This window comes from Pseudomonas sp. B21-021, assembly GCF_024749205.1.
Lineage (GTDB): Bacteria > Pseudomonadota > Gammaproteobacteria > Pseudomonadales > Pseudomonadaceae > Aquipseudomonas > Aquipseudomonas paraglycinae.
In genome coordinates, this window is record NZ_CP087192.1 from 3248179 (window position 1) to 3269150 (window position 20972).

General features: G+C 62.6%; 13 protein-coding genes. 10 read left to right on the plus strand and 3 right to left on the minus strand.

Translation table 11 applies throughout. From position 1 onward, the window contains the following. Positions 1-2 precede the first annotated feature (2 nt). The 6 genes from LOY31_RS14445 to LOY31_RS14470 all read left to right on the plus strand — a co-directional run bounded on the left by LOY31_RS14445 (position 3) and on the right by LOY31_RS14470 (position 11898). Complete coding sequence (locus LOY31_RS14445) at positions 3-1370, plus strand: TolC family outer membrane protein (RefSeq protein WP_045121741.1); 1368 nt, start codon at positions 3-5, stop codon at positions 1368-1370. Positions 1371-1426: 56 nt separating this feature from the next. Continuing rightward, positions 1427-4378, plus strand: a complete 2952-nt coding sequence (locus LOY31_RS14450) for an autotransporter serine protease (protein ID WP_258711714.1) — start codon at positions 1427-1429, stop codon at positions 4376-4378. Between the two features lie 201 nt (positions 4379-4579). Beyond that, positions 4580-7666 carry an autotransporter serine protease gene (locus LOY31_RS14455; RefSeq protein ID WP_258711715.1) on the plus strand — a complete coding sequence of 1029 codons (3087 nt, stop codon included), beginning with the start codon at positions 4580-4582 and terminating at the stop codon, positions 7664-7666. A gap of 57 nt (positions 7667-7723) precedes the next feature. Then, positions 7724-9412 (plus strand): hypothetical protein, encoded by a 1689-nt coding sequence (locus LOY31_RS14460; protein ID WP_007951424.1) that lies wholly within the window; start codon positions 7724-7726, stop codon positions 9410-9412. A gap of 100 nt (positions 9413-9512) precedes the next feature. Further along, positions 9513-11366 (plus strand): polyurethanase, encoded by a 1854-nt coding sequence (locus LOY31_RS14465; RefSeq protein ID WP_258711716.1) that lies wholly within the window; start codon positions 9513-9515, stop codon positions 11364-11366. 157 nt (positions 11367-11523) lie between these two features. After that, complete coding sequence (locus tag LOY31_RS14470; protein ID WP_221533295.1) at positions 11524-11898, plus strand: hypothetical protein; 375 nt, start codon at positions 11524-11526, stop codon at positions 11896-11898. Between the two features lie 60 nt (positions 11899-11958). Here LOY31_RS14470 and LOY31_RS14475 read toward each other — a convergent pair whose 3' ends face one another. Further along, on the minus strand, positions 11959-12183 hold the full coding sequence (locus tag LOY31_RS14475; protein ID WP_011334101.1) for a YgdI/YgdR family lipoprotein: 225 nt from the start codon (positions 12181-12183) through the stop codon (positions 11959-11961). A gap of 195 nt (positions 12184-12378) precedes the next feature. On the opposite strand from LOY31_RS14475, the gene LOY31_RS14480 reads away from it, so the two are divergent. The 4 genes from LOY31_RS14480 (at position 12379) to LOY31_RS14495 (ending at position 18886) form a co-directional block, all read left to right on the plus strand. Further along, positions 12379-14031, plus strand: a complete 1653-nt coding sequence (locus LOY31_RS14480) for a VRR-NUC domain-containing protein (RefSeq protein WP_258711717.1) — start codon at positions 12379-12381, stop codon at positions 14029-14031. Beyond that, the gene (locus LOY31_RS14485) at positions 14028-16346 is read left to right on the plus strand and encodes an ATP-dependent DNA helicase (protein WP_258711718.1); all 2319 of its coding nucleotides are present in this window, start codon (positions 14028-14030) and stop codon (positions 16344-16346) included. Before LOY31_RS14480 ends, LOY31_RS14485 begins: the two co-directional genes overlap by 4 nt. Positions 16347-16356: 10 nt before the next feature. Next, positions 16357-18276 carry a PAS domain-containing sensor histidine kinase gene (locus tag LOY31_RS14490; protein ID WP_258711719.1) on the plus strand — a complete coding sequence of 640 codons (1920 nt, stop codon included), beginning with the start codon at positions 16357-16359 and terminating at the stop codon, positions 18274-18276. 73 nt (positions 18277-18349) lie between these two features. Beyond that, positions 18350-18886 carry a hypothetical protein gene (locus LOY31_RS14495; protein ID WP_007951411.1) on the plus strand — a complete coding sequence of 179 codons (537 nt, stop codon included), beginning with the start codon at positions 18350-18352 and terminating at the stop codon, positions 18884-18886. Here LOY31_RS14495 and LOY31_RS14500 read toward each other — a convergent pair. Together LOY31_RS14500 and LOY31_RS14505 are read right to left on the minus strand one after the other, a co-directional pair. Continuing rightward, a complete protein-coding gene (locus tag LOY31_RS14500; RefSeq protein ID WP_258711720.1) occupies positions 18785-20248 on the minus strand; it encodes a sodium:proton antiporter in 1464 nt (487 codons plus the stop codon). The two genes, LOY31_RS14495 and LOY31_RS14500, sit on opposite strands and share 102 nt — an antisense overlap. Positions 20249-20296: 48 nt before the next feature. Beyond that, positions 20297-20908: a Yip1 family protein gene (locus LOY31_RS14505; RefSeq protein WP_085603717.1), complete on the minus strand. Its 612-nt coding sequence runs from the start codon at positions 20906-20908 to the stop codon at positions 20297-20299. Positions 20909-20972 lie beyond the last annotated feature (64 nt).

Genomic DNA, 20972 nt, shown 5'->3' on the forward strand with positions numbered 1-20972 from the left:
GGATGTTCGGCTGTATGAATAAGCTTTCCATGCTGGCGGCAGCGTTCGCGCTGCTCGCGGGCAACAGTGCAGTGGCGGCCATGGGGCCGTTCGAGATCTACGAACAGGCGTTGCGCAATGACCCGGTGTTCCTCGGTGCGATCAAGGAGCGCGACGCCGGCCTTGAAAACCGCGCCATCGGCCGCGCCGGCCTGTTGCCGAAACTGGGTTACAACTACAACAAGGGTCGCAACTCGTCGAAAGCCACTTCACTCGACTCCCGCGCCCGCAACAACACTGACGAGCGTAACTACAGCAGCTACGGCTCGAGCCTGACCCTGCAACAACCGTTGCTCGATTACGAAGCCTACGCGGCGTATCGCAAGGGCGTAGCCCAGTCGCTGTTTGCCGACGAAAACTTTCGCGGCAAGAGCCAGGAACTGCTGGTTCGCGTACTGGATAACTACACCAAGGCCTTGTTTGCCCAGGATCAGATCGACATTGCGCAGGCCAAGAAGAAGGCCTACGAACAGCAGTTCCAGCAGAACGAGCACATGTTCAAGCAGGGCGAGGGCACTCGCACCGACATCCTCGAAGCCGAGTCGCGTTACGAACTGGCGACCGCCGAGGAAATCGAGGCCCGCGACGAGCAGGACGCCGCGCTACGGGAGCTGGGCGCATTGGTAGGCGTGCCGGCGATGGACATCAGTGATCTGGCACCGCTGGATCAGAACTTCCAGACATTCGCCTTGATGCCGGCCAATTACGACACCTGGCACGAGCTGGCGGTCAGCAACAACCCGAACCTCGCGTCCCAGCGTCAGGCGGTGGAAGTGGCGCGTTATGAAGTCGAGCGCAATCGCGCCGGGCACCTGCCGAAAGTCAGCGCTTACGCCACGATGCGCCAGAACGAATCGGAAAGCGGCAACACCTACAACCAGCGTTACGAAACCAACACCATCGGTTTCGAAGTCAGCGTGCCGCTGTATGCCGGCGGCGGGGTGTCAGCCTCGACCCGTCAGGCCAGCCGCACCATGGAACAGGCCGAGTACGAACTGGACGGCAAGACCCGCGAGACGCTGATCGAATTGCGTCGCCAGTTCAGCGCCTGCCTGTCCGGAGTCAACAAGCTGCGCGCCTATCAAAAGGCCCTGGCCTCGGCCGAAGCGCTGGTGGTGTCGACCAAGCAAAGCATTCTCGGTGGCGAGCGCACCAACCTCGACGCACTGAACGCCGAACAACAACTATTTACCACCCGCCGTGATTTGGCTCAGGCACGCTATGACTACCTCATGGCCTGGACCAAATTGCATTACTACGCGGGCACCTTGAGCGAACAGGATCTGGCGCGGGTGGACGAGGCCTTCGGACAGGGCCCACGGACGCAATAACACCGTAGCTTCATCGCAAAAAGCTTCGACCCAAAACAACAAAAAGAGTGGTGAACATGGACGTACGCATCAAGCCGGTTTCGGTCGGCACCCTGCTGCTTGTGATTTCTGCAACCCAGGCTCAGGCCCAGTACCTCGAAGCCGGCAAACCCGGCGATCCCGCCAGTTGGCGCAGCGCCGAATTCCTGCGTGACTGGGGCCTGGGCCGAATGCAGGCCGATCAGGCCTACGCCGCCGGCATCACCGGCAAGGGCGTGAAGATCGGCGCGCTGGACTCCGGTTTCGACGCCGCCCATCCCGATTTCGCCAGCGACCGTTATCACCCGGTAATGGCCAGCGGCAGTTACATCGACGGCACGCTGTTCAATGTCAACGGCACCCTCAATCCGAACAACGATTCCCACGGCACCCACGTGGTCGGCACCATGGGCGCGTCCCGTGACGGCACCGGCATGCATGGCGTGGCGTACAACGCGCAGATCTACGTCGGCAACACCAACAAGAACGACAGTTTTCTGTTCGGCCCCAACCCCGATCCGCGCTACTTCAAAACGGTGTACGACGCCCTGGCCGACGCCGGTGTGCGGGCGATCAACAACAGTTGGGGCAGCCAGCCGCCGGATGTCAGCTATCGAACCATCGCGGATCTGCACGCCGCTTACGCCCAGCACTGGAACAAAGGCACCTGGCTCGACGCAGCGGCGGACGTTTCCCGTCGCGGCGTGATCAACGTGTTCAGCGCCGGCAACAGCGGCTACCCGAATGCCAGCGTGCGTTCGGCGCTGCCGTACTTTCAACCGGATCTGGAAGGCCACTGGCTGGCGGTCTCCGGGCTCGATCAAAGCAATCAGCAGAAGTACAACCAGTGCGGCATCGCCAAATACTGGTGCATCACCACGCCGGGGGCGAAGATCGACAGCACCATTCCCGACGGCGGTTATGCGATCAAATCCGGCACCTCGATGGCCGCGCCGCACGCCACCGGCGCACTGGCGCTGGTGATGGAGCGCTACCCGTACATGAACAATCAGCAGGCCCTCGAAGTGCTGCTGACCACGGCCACTCAACTCGACGGTTCGGTGACAGACGCGCCGACCGAGCGAGTCGGCTGGGGCGTGGCCAACCTGTACCGGGCGATGCGCGGGCCGGGGCAATTGCTCGGGGCGTTCGACGCTAATCTCACGGCCGGGCAGAGCGATGTCTGGAGCAATGACATCAGCGACAAAGCGCTGATCCAGCGCCAAAGCGAAGACCTCGCCGAACACAGCGCCTGGCAGCAAACCCTGCAAAGCAAAGGCTGGCAGAACGGCGTGCCGGCCGGCGCCAGCCAGCAGGATCAGACTGATTACGCCGTGGGCATGGCCCGTGACGCAGCAGCTTCCACTCGGGTTTATCAAGGCAGTCTGATCAAGTCCGGCGACGGGCGACTGATTCTGACCGGTGAAAACACTTATCGCGGGCCGACCACGGTCAATGGCGGTCTGCTGACGGTGAACGGATCGCTGACCTCGGCCGTGACAGTCAATGACGGCGGTACCCTCGGCGGCTCCGGACGAATCGGCGCGTTGACCGCCAACAGCGGCGGCCGGGTGGCTCCGGGCAATTCGATCGGTACTTTGAATGTCGCCGGTGACGTGACCTTCGCGCCGGGTTCGACCTACGCCGTGGAGTTGTCTCCCACCAGCAGCGACCGCATCGTTGCCGGCGGCACTGCGTCCATCAACGGCGCCACCGTGAGCCTGTCGCTGGAAAACAGTCCGACGCTGCTCAGCACCACCGAGGCCAGAAGCCTGCTCGGCCGGCAGTACGACATTCTGCAAGCGGCGGGTGGCATTCAGGGTCGGTTCGGTGCGGTGCTGCCGGATTATCTGTTCATCGGTGGCAGCCTGGCCTACAGCGGTAACGGCATCGGCTTGAATGTCGAGCGCAACGCGACTTCGTTCGCCAGCGTCGGCCAGACACCGAATCAGCGCTCCGTGGCCACTGCCGTCGAAGGACTGGGCGCGGGCAATTCCGTGTACGAAAGCCTGCTGTTGTCGGCCACCGCCAGTGATGCGCAACAAGCCTTTCAACAGTTGAGCGGTGAAATCTACCCGGCCCTTGGCTCCGTGCTGATCAACGACAGCCGGCAACTGCGCGACGCCATTGGCGAACGCCTGCACGATGCGCAAGCCACGCAAAGCAACGGCTGGATCAAGGCGCTCGGCGCCTGGGGCAGCACCGATTCGCGCCACGACACCGCCGGTTACAGCACCTCCATCGGTGGGCTGCTGGCCGGTGTCGACGGCGCGGTCGACGAGCAGACCCGCATCGGTCTGGTCACCGGTTACAGCGACAGTTCGCTGAGCATGGGTTCAGGCACGCATTCCTCGGCCAAGGTCGACAGCTATCACCTCGGCGCCTACACCGGTCACGACATCGGCGCCTGGCGCCTGAGCACCGGCGCCGCTTACAGCTGGCACCGCGCCGATGTGAAACGCGACTTGCAGTACGGCAACGTCAGCGCCAAGCAGAAAGCCAAGGTCGATGCCGCCACCACCCAGGTATTCGGCGAGGCGGCTTATCGACTGAACCTGCAACCGCTGGCCCTGGAGCCGTTCGCCAACCTGGCCTACGTGCATCTCGACACCGACGGCTTCACCGAGAAGGGCGACGCGGCCGCGCTGAAAAGCGGCGACGACCAGCGCGACGCGGTGTTGAGCACCCTCGGCGTGCGGGCGATCAAGACCTTTGACCTGCCGTCCGCGCAGAAGCTGCAAGTGAGCGGGCATCTGGGCTGGCAGCACAGCCTGACCGACATCGAATCCGAACAGCATTTGCGTTTCGCCAGCGGCAGTGCGCCGTACACGGTCGAAAGCTCGCCACTGGTGCGCGACGCCGCGCTGGTCGGCGTGCAGGCCAGCCTGGCACTGACCCGCGACGTGCGGGTGAACCTCGATTACACCGGACAACTGGCCAGCCGCGAGAAGCAACACGGCGTGGGCCTGAGCCTGAACTGGCAGTTTTGATTGATCGCAACTGATCGTTCCCACGCTCCCGCGTGGGAATGCAGCCCGTGACGCTCCGCGTCACTGGACGCGGAGCGTCCCTAGAGGCATTCCCACGCAGACGGTTCGACGCCTCGACGTGGGAACGATCAACGGGGAAGGCGTGGGAACGATCAATTCAATAGACGGATTTTTCGCAACATCACTAAGGAAGGTCGCTGGATGAAAAACAACAACACCCCCGCGCAATCGGGTGGATGCTTTCGCCTGAAAACTCTCAACGTCGCCTTGCTCTGCGCGCTGGCCACCTGGGGCAGCGCACACGCCGCGCCCTACGTGGAAAGCGGTCGGGCAGGGGATCCGGGCAGTTGGCGCAGTGCCGAGTTCAGGGCCGACTGGGGCCTGGGCGCCATCGGCGCGGATTACGCCTACGCCGCCGGCTATACAGGCAAAGGCGTGAAACTGGGGATCTTCGACCAGCCGGTCTACGCCGCGCACCCGGAGTTCTCCGGGAGCAACAAGGTCATCACCCTGGTCACCTCGGGGATCCGCGAATACACCGACCCGTACATCCCGGTCAAAGCCGGGGACGCGTTTCGTTATGACGGTTCGCCTTCGGTCGGCTCCGACGGCAAGCTCGGCGCCCACGGCACCCACGTTGGCGGTATCGCCGCCGGCAGCCGAGACGGCGGCCCGATGCACGGTGTGGCGTTCGGCGCGCAGATCATCAGCGCCGACAACGGCGACCCGGGCCCCGAAGACGGCATCGTGCGCGGCAACGACGGCGCGGTGTACAAGGCCGGCTGGGATGCGCTGATCGCCAGCGGCGCGCGGATCATCAACAACAGCTGGGGCATCGGCATCACCGACCGTTTCGACCTCGGCGGCCGTGACCCGGCGCACCCGCACTTCACCGTCAACGACGCGCAATTGCAGTTCAACGAAATCCGCACACTGCTGGGCACCAAACCCGGCGGCGCCTATGACGGCGCAATCGCCGCCGCGCGCAGCGGGATCGTGACGATCTTCGCGGCGGGCAACGACTACAACCTGAACAACCCGGACGCCATCGCCGGCCTCGGTTACTTCGTGCCGGACATCGCGCCGAACTGGATCACCGTCGCCGCATTGCAGAGAAACCCGGATCAGGCCAGCGCCAACCCGTACATCATGAGTACGTTCTCTTCGCGCTGCGGCTACACCGCCAGTTTCTGCGTCTCGGCACCGGGCACGCAGATTTACAGCTCGATCATCGAAGGTACCAACGCCGACAACCTGACCACCGGCTACAAGAACTACAACGGCACCTCGATGGCCGCGCCGCACGTGGCCGGTTCCATGGCGGTGCTGATGGAGCGCTTCCCGTACATGTCCGGCGATCAGGTCGCCAGCGTGTTGCGCACCACGGCCACCGACCTCGGCGCACCGGGCATCGACGCCCTGTATGGCTGGGGCATGATCAACCTGCGCAAGGGCATCGACGGCCCGGCCATGTTCGTCACCGAGCAGGACATCCCCGAAGAATTCCGCATCCAGGGCGCCTACGGTTCCGGCCAGTTCGTGGCCGATCTGCCGGGCATCGGCGCGATTATCGATGCGGGCAAACCCACCGAGCGCGTGTGCAACGACATCACCTGCGGGCTCGACACCTGGCGCAACGACATCTCCGGCCATGGCGGTCTGACCAAACAAGGCATTGGCACCCTGGTGCTGACCGGCAACAACACCTACAGCGGCCCGACTCTGGTCAATCAGGGGCGACTGGCAATCAATGGCTCGCTGCAATCGGCGGTGACGGTCAATGACGGCGGCATCCTCGGCGGTAACGGCCGAATTGCGGCGCTGACCGCCAACAGTGGCGGCACCGTGGCGCCGGGCAATTCCATCGGCACCTTGAACGTGGCCGGTGACGTGACCTTCGCGCCAGGTTCGACCTATGCGGTGGAAGTGTCGCCGACCAGCAGCGACCGGATCGTCGCCGGCGGCAAAGCGGTGATCGAAGGCGCAACCGTGACCCTGTCGCTGGAAAACAGCCCGACGCTGTTGACCACCGGTGAAGTGAAAAGCCTGCTCGGCACCCAGTTCAACATCTTGCAGGCAGCGGGCGGCATTGAAGGGCAGTTCGGACAAGTGTTGCCCGACTACGCGTTCCTCGGCGGCACCCTGGCGTACTCGGCGAGCGGTGTGCAACTGGACGTCGGCCGCAATGGCGCCTCGTTCGCCAGCGTCGGCCTGACCCCGAACCAGCGCGCGGTCGGTGCTGCCGCCGAACGCCTCGGCGCCGGCAATGCGTTGTTCGAAACCCTGTTGCTGTCGCCGTCGGCGGCCGCTGCGCAGGATGCCTTCCAGCAACTGTCCGGCGAGATTCACCCGGCCATCGGCACGCTGCTGATCAACGACAGCCGCTACCTGCGCGATGCCGTGGGCGAACGTCTGCGCGAGCGTGACCTGTTCGATGCCGGCGCGCCGACCGATGACCGCAGCAACGCCTGGCTCAAAGTGCTGGGCGCTTGGGGCAAGAGCGATGGCGGGTCGAAATACGCCGATTCCACCAGCTCCATCGGCGGCCTGCTGGCCGGTGTCGACGGTTTGATCGCTGAAGATACCCGTCTGGGTTTCGTTACTGGTTATAGCGACAGCTCGTTGAGCATGGGCGAGGGTACACATTCGTCCGCCTCGGTCGATAGCTATCACCTGGGCGCGTACCTGGGGCATCAGATCGATGCACTGCGTCTGACCGCCGGTGCGGCCTACAGCTGGCATCGCATCGACGTCAAGCGCGACCTGCAGTTCGGTGGCGTCAGCGGCAAACAGAAAACCAAGCGCGATGCGACCACCGCGCAACTGTTCACCGAAGCGGCCTACGACCTGGGACTGCAACCGATGAACCTGGAGCCGTTCGCCAATCTGGCCTACGTGCACCTCAACAGCGACAGCTTCACCGAGAAGGGTAATGCCGCCGCACTGAAGGGCGGCGAAGACAACCGCGATGTGGTGTTGTCGACCCTCGGTGTGCGGGCCAAGCGCACGTTTGCCCTGTCGGAGAAACACCAGCTGGAACTGGGCGCAAGCCTGGGCTGGCAGCACAACTTGAGCAGCGTGGATTCCGACAGTCACTTGGCTTTCGTCAATGGCAACAGTGCATTCACCGTGCAAAGTGTGTCGATGGATCGAGATGCAGCGGTAGTCGGCGTGCGCGCCGGGCTGGCGCTCAATCGCGATGTCCGGGTCAACCTGGACTATAACGGGCTGATCGGCTCCAACGAAAAGGACCACGGTGTGGGCCTGACGCTGGACTGGCAGTTCTAAGAGGTAGCGGCAGTTCTTTCGAGAACTGCCGTTTTTGAAAGGAAGAGAGAGCACAACATGGGATTGTTCGATTACAAAAATGCCGACGGCAAAGCGCTGTACAGCGACGCCATCGCCCTGACGCTGTATGCCTATACGCCGACCGGGCAGGCTTTGCCCGGCACTGGCTGGAAGCCGATCGGCGCCACCGCGCTGGGCTATCAGGGCAAGGTCGGGGCGCAGGGCACGTTCTTCGGCGAGAAGGACGGTTTCACCAGCGCCGAAGCCGAAGTGCTCGGCAAGTACGACGCCGCAGGCAAGCTGATCGGCATCGGCGTGGCCTTCCGGGGCACCGGCGGGCTGGGTTACAGCGACACCTTCGGCGACATGAAAAACAATCTGCTGGCCGCCATCGGCCCGACGGATTACGCCACCCAGTACGCGAAAAATGCTTTCGACAACCTGCTCAAATCGGTGGCGGCGTTCGCCGTCGCTCATGGCATCGCGGCCAAGGACGTAATGATCAGCGGCCACAGCCTCGGCGGCCTCGGGGTCAACAGCGTGGCGGAGTTGAGCGCGAGCAACTGGGGCGGGTTCTTCAAGGACGCCAACTACATTTCGTTCGCCTCGCCGACCCAGAGCAGCACCGGCACCAACGTGCTGAACATCGGTTACGAGAACGACCCGGTGTTCCGCGTGCTCGACGGCACCACGTTCAGTACTGCGTCAATGGGCAAGCACGACAAGCCGCACGACTCGACCACCGACAACATCGTCAACTTCAACGACAACTACGCGTCCACCGCGCAGAACCTCGTGCCGTTCAGCATTGCCAATCCGCTGAACTGGTCCGCCCACAGCTCGCTGGGGTATGCCGACGGACTGAACCGGGTGATCGCGTCGAAGTTCTACGGCCTGACGCACAAGGATTCGACGATCATCGTCTCCAACCTTGAAGAAGCGTCGCGGGGCAAGACCTGGGTCGAGGATCTGGGCCGCAGCGGCGAGCCGCACACCGGCAGCACGTTCATCATCGGCACCGACAGCGGTGACTGGCTCAAGGGCGGGGCGGGCAACGACTTCCTCGAAGGCCTGGGCGGCGATGACCGTTTCCGTGACGACGGCGGCTTCAACATCCTGCTCGGTGGCCAGGGCCACAACACCTTCGAGCTGCAAAAGCCGTTGCAGAACTTCAGCTTCGCCAACGACGGCGACGGCACGCTTTACGTGCGTGACGCCTACGGCGGCATCAGCATGACCCGGGACATCGGCGCGCTGGTGAGCAAGGAGTCGGGTTCGTGGTGGGGCAGCAAGGAAATCACCTGGACCGTCACCGCCAAAGGCCTGGCCAACGGTGCCGAACTGACCCAGTACAACCATTCGCTCAGCGGCGGCGCCATGGGCGACACCCTCAAAGCCACCGCTGACGGCGACTGGCTGTTCGGCCTGGGCGGCAACGATCACCTGCAAAGCGACAAGGCCCACGTGACCTTCGTCGGCGGTGCCGGCAACGACGTGATGAGCGCGGTGGGTGGCAATAACACCTTCCTGTTCAGCGGCGCCTTCGGCTTCGACGCGATCAATGGCTACCAGGGCAGCGACAAACTGGTGTTCATGGGCGTCGAAGGCGCGGGGCAGGGCTACGACTACAAGCAACACGCGTCGCAGTCCGGAAGCGATACCGTGCTGAAGATTGGCGACTTTGCCGTGACGCTGGTCGGGGTAGGTGTGGCTAACCTGTCGGATTCGAGTTTCGTCTTCGCCTGACAAACGAAAGTTGTACTGAAATGCTCCGGGGCGCCTCGGGAGGGGCGTTCTGGTTGTGAGCTATCTCTGAACAATTCCAACAAAGAGAGAGGCAACAGCAATGGGTGTGTATGACTACAAGAATTTCGGTACGGCGGAATCCAAGGCGCTGTTCAGCGACGCCATGGCCATTACGCTGTATTCCTACCACAACCTCGATAACGGCTTCGCCGTTGGTTATCAGCACAACGGCTTCGGCCTCGGCCTGCCGGCCACGCTGGTGACCGCGCTGATCGGCGGCACGGATTCCCAGGGGGTAATCCCCGGCATTCCGTGGAACCCCGATTCGGAAAAAGCCGCACTCGACGCGGTGCAAAAAGCCGGCTGGACCCCGATCACCGCCTCGCAACTGGGTTACGAGGGCAAGACCGATGCGCGCGGCACCTTCTTCGGCGAAAAGGCCGGCTACACCAGCGCCCAAGTGGAAATCCTCGGCAAATACGACGCTCAGGGCCATCTGACGGAAATCGGCATCGCCTTTCGCGGCACCAGCGGCCCACGGGAAATCCTGATTGGCGACTCCATCGGTGACGTGATCAACGACTTGCTCGCCGCATTCGGGCCCAAGGATTACGCCAAGAACTACGTCGGCGAAGCCTTTGGCAACCTGATGAACGATGTGGTGGCGTTCGCCAAGGCCAATGGCCTGACCGGCAAAGACGTGCTGGTCAGCGGTCACAGCCTCGGCGGGCTGGCGGTCAACAGCATGGCGGATTTGAGCACGAGTAAATGGGGCGGGTTCTTCCAGGACTCCAACTACATCGCCTACGCCTCGCCGACCCAGAGCAGCACCGACAAGGTGCTCAACGTCGGCTACGAAAACGATCCGGTGTTCCGCGCCCTCGACGGCTCGACCTTCACCGGCGCCTCGCTCGGCGTGCACGACGCGCCCAAGGAGTCGGCGACCGACAACATCGTCAGTTTCAACGACCACTACGCCTCGGCGGCGTGGAACGTGCTGCCGTTCTCGATCGTCAACATTCCGACCTGGATCTCGCACCTGCCGACCGCCTACGGCGACGGCATGAACCGGGTGATCGAGTCGAAGTTCTACGACCTGACCAGCAAGGACTCGACGATCATCGTCGCCAACCTGTCGGATCCGGCGCGGGCCAACACCTGGGTGCAGGATCTGAACCGCAACGCCGAAACCCACAAGGGCAGCACCTTTATCATCGGCAGCGACGCCAATGACCTGATCCAGGGCGGCAGCGGCAACGATTATCTGGAGGGCCGCGCCGGCAACGACACGTTCCGCGACGGCGGGGGCTACAACATCCTGCTCGGAGGCTCGGGCAACAACACCCTGGAGTTGCAGAAGTCGGTCAATACCTTCGACTTCGCCAACGACGGCGCCGGCAACCTGTACATCCGCGATGCCAACGGCGGGATCAGCATCACCCGCGACATCGGCAGCATCGTCACCAAGGAGCCGGGTTTCCTCTGGGGCCTGTTCAAGGACGACGTGACCCACAGCGTCACAGCGACCGGTCTGAAGGTCGGCAACAACGTCACCCAGTACGAATCGAGCGTGAAGGGCACCGGCGGCGCCGACACCCTCAAGGCCAAGGCTGGCGGTGACTGGCTGTTCGGCCTGGACGGCAACGACCATCTGATCGGCGGGGCGGGCAACGACGTGTTCGTCGGCGGCGCCGGCAATGACCTGATGGAGTCGGGCGGCGGGGCGGATACCTTCCTGTTCAGCGGCGCGTTCGGTCAGGATCGCGTGGTGGGTTACACCGCTAACGACAAACTGGTGTTCCTCGGCGTGCAGGGCGTGTTGCCAAACGACGACTTCCGCGCCCATGCCACGGCGGTGGGGCAGGATACGGTGCTGAAATTCGGCGCTGATTCGGTAACGCTGGTCGGGGTTGCGTTGAACAGCCTGAGTGCCGACGGGATTGTGATCGCCTGACGGTAAGGGTGGGGAGGGGCGCGCTCCTCCCCATATCAAAAGTGACTCACCAGCCATTCCCTGACTCCAATCCCTGCACCAACAGGAAATGCGGCCTAAAGCCATGACGGCAACGTTCGTCATCCAAGGGTCGCCAACGAGTACAGGAGATTCACACGTGAAAGGTTTCAAGAGGTTTATCGGGATTGCGGGACTGGCGCTGCTGTCGGCCAATGCCTGGGCCGATCTGCCTCACAGCTCGATTCTGAGCCGCTATGGCGTCACCACCGATCAACTGCCAAAACCGGCCGAAAGTGATGACGTCAAACCCGTCGAAGAGAAAAGCCGCTTTCATATCCAGCCCGAACAACCGTTCGTGACCGTTCGCATCGGCGAAAACAATGAGCCGGAGATGACCGGCAACCTGAGCATCGATCGCATGGCGCAGCAGGAGCGTCAGCGCTGCCAGCGCTTGCAGGAAGAAATGGTCCGGCGCGGCGAGCGCGCGTTGAACTGCGACGGCTCCCTACCGGGCATGGCATTACCCCGCTGATCAATGCAAAAAAGGCTGCGCTCCTACAGGAACGCAGCCTTTTTTGATGGGGGGTAACCGTCAGTCTTCCTTGCGCACCGTAGCCACTTCGTCGGCACGCACGCGGACTTTGGCGCCGGAAATATCCTTGAACTCGTAGAAGCCGTCCTCGTTTTTGGTATCGGGCATGTCCTCAGTCAGGTACTGGGTGCCGTTCTGCAGGGTAACCACCGTCGGGGTCGAGCAACCGGCCAGGGTCAGCAGGGCTGCAACAGCCAACGGAATCCCGAGAGTCTTGATTTTCATAAGCAGCGTTCCTGTTCATTTCGACCATTGTCGGCCTCTAACGCGGTTGGTGCCATTACGCCGGGAAAAGTTCGATGGCCACCTGAAAAAATCCGCAATGAAGGTGCCATTGATCTTTTTCCGTTTGCGCCCGCCGAGGCAGGCTGGTATCTGTACGCATAACCAGTACTCGCTTGCCATGGCCCCGAAATCACCGTGACTGCCAATCCCCTTGACGACCCGTTCTATTACCTCAACAACTTCCGCCAGGTGCTTGATTGGCTTGAGCTTCGTTACGCCGACGTGATGAGCGAAGCGGAGCACGCCTTCATCCGCGACTTCAAGGCACTGCCGCGCGGATCCCAGGGATTGCTGGTGCGGATGGTGATGCGCAAGGGTGTGCATTTTCGTGCCGGCAAGCTGAATTATCCGGAAATCGGCGACATCGCCGAAGCGGCGCAACCGCTGCTGGAGCAGGGCTGGCTCGATGAACAGGCACCGTTGTCGATGGCGGAACTGTTCGAGGTGCTGCTCAAGGCCGAGATCCTGCAAGCCTTCGGCCCGGCCATCGATCAGCCTAAAGGCAAGAAAGTCGACTGGTTGCCGCTGCTGCACGAACAATTCCCCGAGTCCCGCAGTTTCCTGCAATGGTGCCCAACGCTGGCGGATCGGCTGTTCAGCCTGACACTGATGGACCTGTGCGACCGTTTTCGCCTGATGTTCTTCGGCAACCTCTATCAGGACTGGTCGGAGTTCGTGCTCGCCGACCTCGGCATCTTCACTTACGAAAAAGTCGAATTCAGCGCTGATTCCCGGGGCTTGCGCAGCCGCGCGGACGTCGATGCCTGCCTGTTTCTGCACGACTGCCAGCTGTATTTCGAAGCCGGTGAGCCGCTGGAGCCGATCGTAGAGCAGGTCGCGGCGCTGCATTTCGACAACCCGTGGCTGCAACGCCGGCGCGGCAAGCTGTTGTTCCAGATCGGCCAATACTGCGAGCGCCTCGGCGAATTCGCTCTGGCCCTGAAGATCTATCGCGACTGCGCCTATCCCGGCGCACGATTGCGGATGATCCGTGTGCTGGAGCGCAGCGCCGAATACGCGCTGGCCCTGGAACTGGCGCTCATTGCCGAGCAGGCGCCGGAAACCGCCACCGAACAGCAGGGCCTGCAACGGGTTTTGCCGCGCCTGCGGCGCAAGCTCGGCGGGCCACCCATCAAGCGCACGGCACCCGGTCTGGTGGAGCGGCTGGATCTGCACCTGCCGCGTCTCGATCCGGCGTTGTCGGTGGAATATCACGTTCAGGCGCACCTGCACGAAGAAACAGGCCCGGTGCATTACGTGGAAAACAGCCTGATCAATTCACTGTTCGGCCTGCTGTGCTGGCCGGCGATCTTCGCGCCATTGCCGGGCGCATTCTTTCACCCGTTCCAGCGCGGGCCGGTGGATCTGCTCAACGAGGACTTCCAGCCCCGTCGCGCCGAGCTGTTTCAGGCCTGTCTGGCCGAACTCGACGATGGCCGCTATGCCGACACCATCCGCGCGCGGTTCGCCACCAAGTGGGGCGTGCAGTCGCCGTTCGTGTTCTGGGGCGCGCTCAATGAAGATTTGTTGGAACAGGCGCTGGCCTGTTTGCCGGCCGAACACCTCAAGCACTGGTTCAGCCGTCTGCTGCTGGACATCAAGGCCAATCGCGCCGGCATGCCCGACCTGATCCAGTTCTGGCCGCAGCACAAGACCTACCGGATGATCGAAGTCAAAGGCCCGGGCGATCGCTTGCAGGACAACCAACTGCGCTGGCTGGAGTTCTGCCACACGCACCGGATGCCGGTCGCCGTGTGTTACGTACAATGGGCGGAGCAGGGCGCTTGAGCTACAGCATCGCGGTGCGGGCGTTGTGCGAGTTCACCGCGAAAACCGGTGACCTCGACTTGCGCTTCACCCCGTCACCGACCGCGCTGGAGGGGATTGCCGGGCATCGCACGGTGGCGTCCCGGCGCAACGACGCGTACCAGAGCGAAGTGGCGCTAGAGGGCGCATTCGGGCCATTGAAGGTCAAGGGCAGGGCGGACGGCTACGACCCGACGCAGAACTGCCTGGAAGAGGTCAAAACCTACCGCGGCGACCTGAGCAAGCAACCGGCCAATCACCGTTCGCTGCATTGGGCCCAGGCGAAAATCTACGGCTGGTTGATGTGCTGTCGATTGCAGCTTGAGCAGATCAATCTGGCGCTGGTGTATTTCGACATCGTCACGGAAAAGGAAACCTGTCTGGTCGAGGCTTTCAACGCCGATACGCTGCGGCAGTTCTTCGAACAACAGTGCGGTTTGTTCCTGGCGTGGGCCGAACAGGAAATGTCCCACCGCGACGCGCGCAACCGGGCGGCGCAGCAGCTGGGTTTTCCCCATGCCACGTTTCGCCCCGGCCAGCGCCACCTTGCCGAATCGGTGTTCAAGGCTGTCAGCACCGGCCGCTGCCTGATGGCCCAGGCGCCGACCGGGATCGGCAAGACCCTCGGGACCCTGTTTCCGATGCTCAAGGCGTTGGCGCCGCAGCAACTGGACAAGGTCTACTTCCTCACCGCCAAGACACCCGGACGCAAACTGGCGCTGGATGCCGCGCAAGTGCTGTTCGATCACTGCGAAACCTTGCCCCTGCGGGTGCTGGAAATGGTCGCCCGGGACAAGGCCTGCGAGCACCCGGACAAGGCCTGTCACGGCGAATCCTGCCCGTTGGCCCAAGGCTTTTACGACCGCTTGCCCGCTGCCCGCGAAGCCGCCAGCCAATTACGTCTGCTGGATCAGGCCGCGCTACGAGACGTCGCGGCGCAGCACGCGGTGTGTCCGTATTACCTGAGCCAGGAAATGGCCCGCTGGGCCGACGTGGTGGTGGCGGACTACAACTATTACTTCGATTTCAGCGCGCTGCTGTTCGGTCTGGCCCAGTTCAATCAATGGAGCGTGGCGGTGCTGGTGGACGAGTCGCATAACCTGGTCGAACGCGGGCGGCAGATGTACAGCGCCACCCTCGATCAGGCGACACTGGGCAGCGTGCGCAAAACCGCCCCCGAGGCGTTGAAAAAATCGTTGCAGCGGGTCAACCGCGAATGGAACGCCCTGCACAATGACCAGTCGGCGCCGTATCAGGCCTACGACAAGGCGCCGGAAAAACTCTTGCAGGCACTCTCTTCCTGCACGGCGAGCATCGGCGACTACCTCAACGATCACCCGCAAGGGCTCGACAGCGCCTTGCAGAACTTCTACTTCGAGATGCTGCAGTTCGGCCGGGTGGCGGAATTGTTCGACGCGCATTACCTGTTCGACATCAGCAAGCGTGACCTCGAACGCAAACGCCCGCTGTCACAACTGTGCCTGCGCAACGTGGTGCCGGCGGCGTTCGTCGGCCCGCGTCTGAAGGCGGCGCGCAGCAGCGTGCTGTTTTCCGCAACCCTCAGCCCGCGCCACTATTACGCGGATTTGCTTGGCACGCCGGCCGACACGGTCTGGATCGATGTCGAGTCGCCGTTCAGCGCCGAACAATTGCAGGTGCAGATCGTCAGCCGGATTTCCACGCGTTTCACGCACCGTCAGGCATCGCTGGAGCCGATTGTCGAGCTGATCGCCCGCCAGTTCAGCGAACGTCCGGGCAACTACCTGGCGTTCTTCAGCAGTTTCGATTACCTGCAACAGGTCGCACAGTTGCTGGCCGAGCGGCACCCGCACATCACCCGCTGGCAGCAATCCCGAGGCATGACCGAAGGAGCGCGGCAGGATTTCCTCGATCAATTCACCGCCGACAGTCAGGGCGTCGGTTTTGCCGTGCTCGGCGGCGCGTTCGGCGAAGGCATCGATCTGCCCGGCGCACGGCTGATCGGCGCGTTCATCGCCACTCTCGGGCTGGCCCAGCTCAACCCGGTCAATGAACAGATGAAGCGGCGCATGGCCGCGATCTTCGGTGCCGGTTACGACTACACCTACCTGTTCCCCGGCGTGCAGAAAGTGGTGCAGGCCGCCGGACGGGTGATCCGCACCCAGCAGGATCGCGGCGTGGTGATGCTGATCGATGATCGCTTTGCCGAAAGCCGGATCCAGCAATTGTTGCCGCGCTGGTGGCAACTTGGTCTCACAGAAGCAGCTTTCCAATCCGCCGGTTTGACGCATACTCCAGTGATTGAAAAACTGTTTTGAGCCAAGCCTGATGAGCGAGAACAAGAAGTCCGCTGCGATCGAAGAGATGCGCTTTCGTTTGCTGATCGATGCGGTGGTTGATTATGCGATCTACATGATCGACCCCGAGGGGATCATTACCAGCTGGAACTCGGGCGCCAAGCGCTTCAAGGGATACGAAGAGGCGGAGATCCTCGGCGAACACTTTTCCCGGTTCTACACCGATGAAGACCGTGCCAACGGTTTACCGCAACGGGCGCTGGATACGGCGATCCGCGAGGGCCGGTTCGAGGGTGAAGGCTGGCGGGTACGCAAGGACGGCACGCATTTCTGGTGCCACGTGGTGATCGATCCGATTTTCAGCCCGAGCGGGCAACTACTCGGGTTTGCCAAGATCACCCGCGACCTGACCGACCGCAAGATGGCCGAAGAAACCCTCAAGCAGAGCGAACAACAGTTTCGTCTGCTGGTGCAGGGTGTCACCGACTATGCGATCTACATGCTCAGCCCCGAAGGCCGGGTGACCAACTGGAACCCCGGTGCCCAGCGGATCAAGGGTTACAAGCCGGATGAGGTCATCGGCAAGCATTTCTCGATGTTCTACACCCCGGAAGACCGTGAGGCCGGTGAACCCCAGCGTGCCCTGGAAACCGCGGTCCGCGAGGGCCGTTTCGAGAACAAGAGCTGGCGCCTGCGCAAGGATGGCACGCGGTTTCTGGCGCATGTGGTGGTCGATGCGATTCGCGGCGACACCGGCACCTTGCTCGGTTTTGCCAAGATCACCCGCGACGTGACCGAGGCTACCCAGGCGCAACAGGCTCTGGAGAAAACCCGTGAAGCGTTGTTCCAGGCGCAGAAAATGCAGGCTATCGGCCAACTCAGCGGCGGCATCGCACATGACTTCAACAATCTGCTGACGGTGATTCTCGGCAACCTGGAAATCGTGCGCAAACGCGTGGGCGACGACCCTAAAGTCAGCCGTCTGCTGGAGAACGCCACGCAGGGCGCGTTGCGCGGCGTGTCGCTCACCCAACGCATGCTGGCCTTCGCCCGGCGTCAGGAGCTCAAGACCGAACCAATTGAAATCCCGAAACTGGTGCAGGGCATCACCGGGCTGTTGCGCAGCTCACTGGGGCCGGGGATTCGCATCGAAACGCAGTTTCCCGAAGACCTGCAAGCGGTGCTGGCCGACAGCAACCAACTGGAGCTTGCGGTGCTCAACCTGGCGACCAACGCCCGTGACGCCATGCCCGAGGGCGGTAGCGTCACCATCAGTGCCGAACCCGAAGTGGTGCTTGAACAGCACGATTCGACAATGGCGGCAGGACGCTATGTCTGCTTGAGGGTGACCGATACCGGTGAGGGCATGGACGCTGAAACGCTGGCGTCGGCGACCGATCCGTTTTTCACCACCAAAGGCTTGGGCAAGGGCACCGGGCTGGGGTTGTCAATGGTCCATGGCTTCATCGAGCAACTGGGTGGCCGCTTCATTCTGAAAAGTACCCAGGGGCAGGGCACCACCGCTGAACTGTGGTTGCCGGTGGCTATCGACGGTGTTGTCGCCAAACCGCTTGGCCCGATGGTGTCCACCGATACAGTGCCGCGCCTCAGCGTACTGGTGGTGGACGACGACAGTCTGGTGCGCACCAGCACGGTCCTGCTGCTGGAAGACCTCGGCCATCGCGTGATCAGCGCCACCTCCGGTGCCCAGGCGCTGGAGCTGTTCGATCAGGGCGAGGTCATCGATCTGATGATCACCGACATGGCCATGCCGCAGATGAGCGGCGCGCAACTGGCTCATGCCGTGCGCCTGCTCAAGCCGGATCTGCCGATCATCCTCGCCACCGGTTATGCCGAGCGCCTCGAAGGTTTTGCAGCGGGCTTGCCGCGACTGTCGAAACCGTTCAATCAGCTGAATCTTGTAGAGATCATTGCCCAGTCGATGAAGTGAACCGGGGGCACAATCGGGCTGAACTTGTCCGAGACGTGGCGCCTCCAAACGCTTTGTTTCGGAGCGTTCCATCGTGCCACGCATATTGACCCAACCGACCGCCGAAGAGACCCTGAACGAACATAACGCCAAAATGTTCGGTTCACCCAAGGAGCGGCTGGATTTCTACCGACGGGAAATCCAGTACGAAACCAGCATCCTGGCCAACCGCACCGACGCCTACCTGGCGGCGCAATCGTTTCTGGTGATTGCCTTCGCGTCCTGCATGGCCAACCTCAACCCCGAGTGGGGCAAGTTGTTCACCCTGGTGGTGCCACCGTTTCTGGCCTTGCTCGGCCTGCTCAGTTCGCTCAATGCCTGGCCGGGGATTCGTGCCGCCTACGACATCATCGATCATTGGCATTTCAAGCAGAGTGAATTGCTGCGCAGCGAACCCCTGATGGGCCTGGCGTATGACGAATCGCCGCTGTTCAGCGAAATGGAGTCGAGCCACAAGGGGTATCGCAAGTCACTGCTGTTTTCCATTCGTACGCCGTGGATCTTTGCCACGTTCTGGATGTTGCTCGGCAGCTATGCCTTCTACATTCAGGTGACCAACCCGGGCAGTTGAAGTACCACCGTGCTCTTCGGGTTTGCCCGGTTTTTGACGCCGCTCGTAGCGGGCGAGAATCGGCTGGGTGCTGACGCCGTGCAGCAGAATGCTCAGCGCCACCACCGACAGGGTCAGGTCGGTACACAGCGTGGCCACGCTGTCGCCCAGCCCATGGTTCAGCGCATAGAAGAGGTAGAACAGACTGCCGATGCCACGAATGCCGAACCAGCCGATCAATAGCCGTTGGCGCCCCGCGAGCAGCGATCCCCACGGCATCAACCCCACGCAGACCGGGCGGATGACACAGAACAGCACGCCGCCGACCAGCAGCGCCCGCCAGTCCCAGTGACTGACCAGCACCACGCCCAGCAGGGTGACCAGAAACACCTCCATCGCCCGCTCGACCAGACCGCCGAAGGCGAGCATGTCGCCCATCATGATGCCGGCGGCCACCTGGCTGTCTTCCAGTCGTTCGGTATCGCCGTGTACCGCGTGTTGCGGCTCGACGTTCTGATGGCCGACCACCGGTTGCACCAGATGCTCGGCGGGCGGTTGGTGGGCGCCGGTGGATTTGACCTCTTCCTGACGCAATCCCAGTCCGGCGGCGAACACCGACAGAAAGCCGTAGCCACCGATGGCTTCGGCCACCACATAGGCCAGCGCGATCAACGCCAGCGCCAGATAGTCGTTGGGGCTGAGGGTGCTGTCATCGTTGCGGATGCGCAGTGACAAGGTCAGGCGGCCGATGCCGCGGCCCATCCAGTAACCGCAGAGCAATCCGGCGGGCACGGCCCAGAGCAGGCTGCGCAGCACCCAGTCGGGCCATTCGGCGGCAAAACCTTCACCGTTCAGCAGTAACAGGCCGAGGATCACGAAGGGAAAGGCTATCCCGTCATTGAGCCCGGCCTCACCGGACAGGCCGAACCGTACGCTGTCGACGTCCCGCGCATCGTTGACCTGCACCAGCGCCGCGAGCACCGGGTCGGTCGGGGCGAGGATCGAGCCGATCAGCAACGAAGGCCCCCACGGCATGTGCAGGCCAAAGTGCAACAGCAGGCACACGCCGATGATGGTCAGCACCATCACCGGCCCCGCCAGGCCGAATGCGATCCGCCAGCGCTTGTCGCGTAACGGCAAACGCAGCTTCAAACCGCAGACGAACAGGGAAAACAGCACCGCGACTTCTGTCAGGTGCTCCATCCACTTAGAGGCTTTATCCAACGGCAATTCCAGCAGATCGAGCCCGACCGGACCGATGCCGATACCCAGCAACAGACACACCGCCGACGTCGTCACCGGCATCCAGCGCAGGTACGACGACGTCAGTGCGAGGGTCAGCAGCACGGCGCCGAGTACGGCGACCCAAATGATGAAGGTCACGACGGGCGGCCCGCCGCGCCGGTTGGATGCCGCCGCGACATGACCGGCCTAGCTCACAGGTGTGCGCAGGTATTCCGGCGTCAGCACGTTGAACCACAGCAGAATCATCGACACCAACAACGTCACCAGCACCAGCAGCGCGACACCCCAGACGCTGGCCGAGTACAGCAGACCCTGTTCCTTGCGCTCGTGCATGAAGGTCGGCAGGCCGACGAACAACAGAAACGTCGAATAGATCGAGGCCGCGCCAAGCACCAGCACCGCCAGCCAGCGGCTCGGGTACAGGCCGGCGAGACCGGCAAGGAAAAACGGGGTGACGGTGTACGCCGCGAAACCGATGCACTGATTGAGCGTCGGCCGGGCATCAAAAGTGCGCGACATCCAGCGGATGAATCCGCCGATGATCGCCACGCCAACCACGATGGTGATGTAGAGCAGGACACTCAGCTGCAAAGCGCTGGCACTGCTGAGCCTGACGGTTTCACCCACAGCCAGGCTCCAGCCGACATAGGTGGTGCCAATGAACAGGCACACCGCCGGGACGAGGGCCAGCAACAACAGGTGAGCAAGGTAATGACGCGGATGCGCCTCTTCTTCGCGGCGGATGTCGGTCCAGGCGAAGTTCGGCTGGGTGAAGAGCTTGACGATAGGTGCGGACATGACGACCTCCTGATCTCTCGCAACCCGAACGGGCCATGAAGGTATGGAGAGGCCGTCTTGCCCA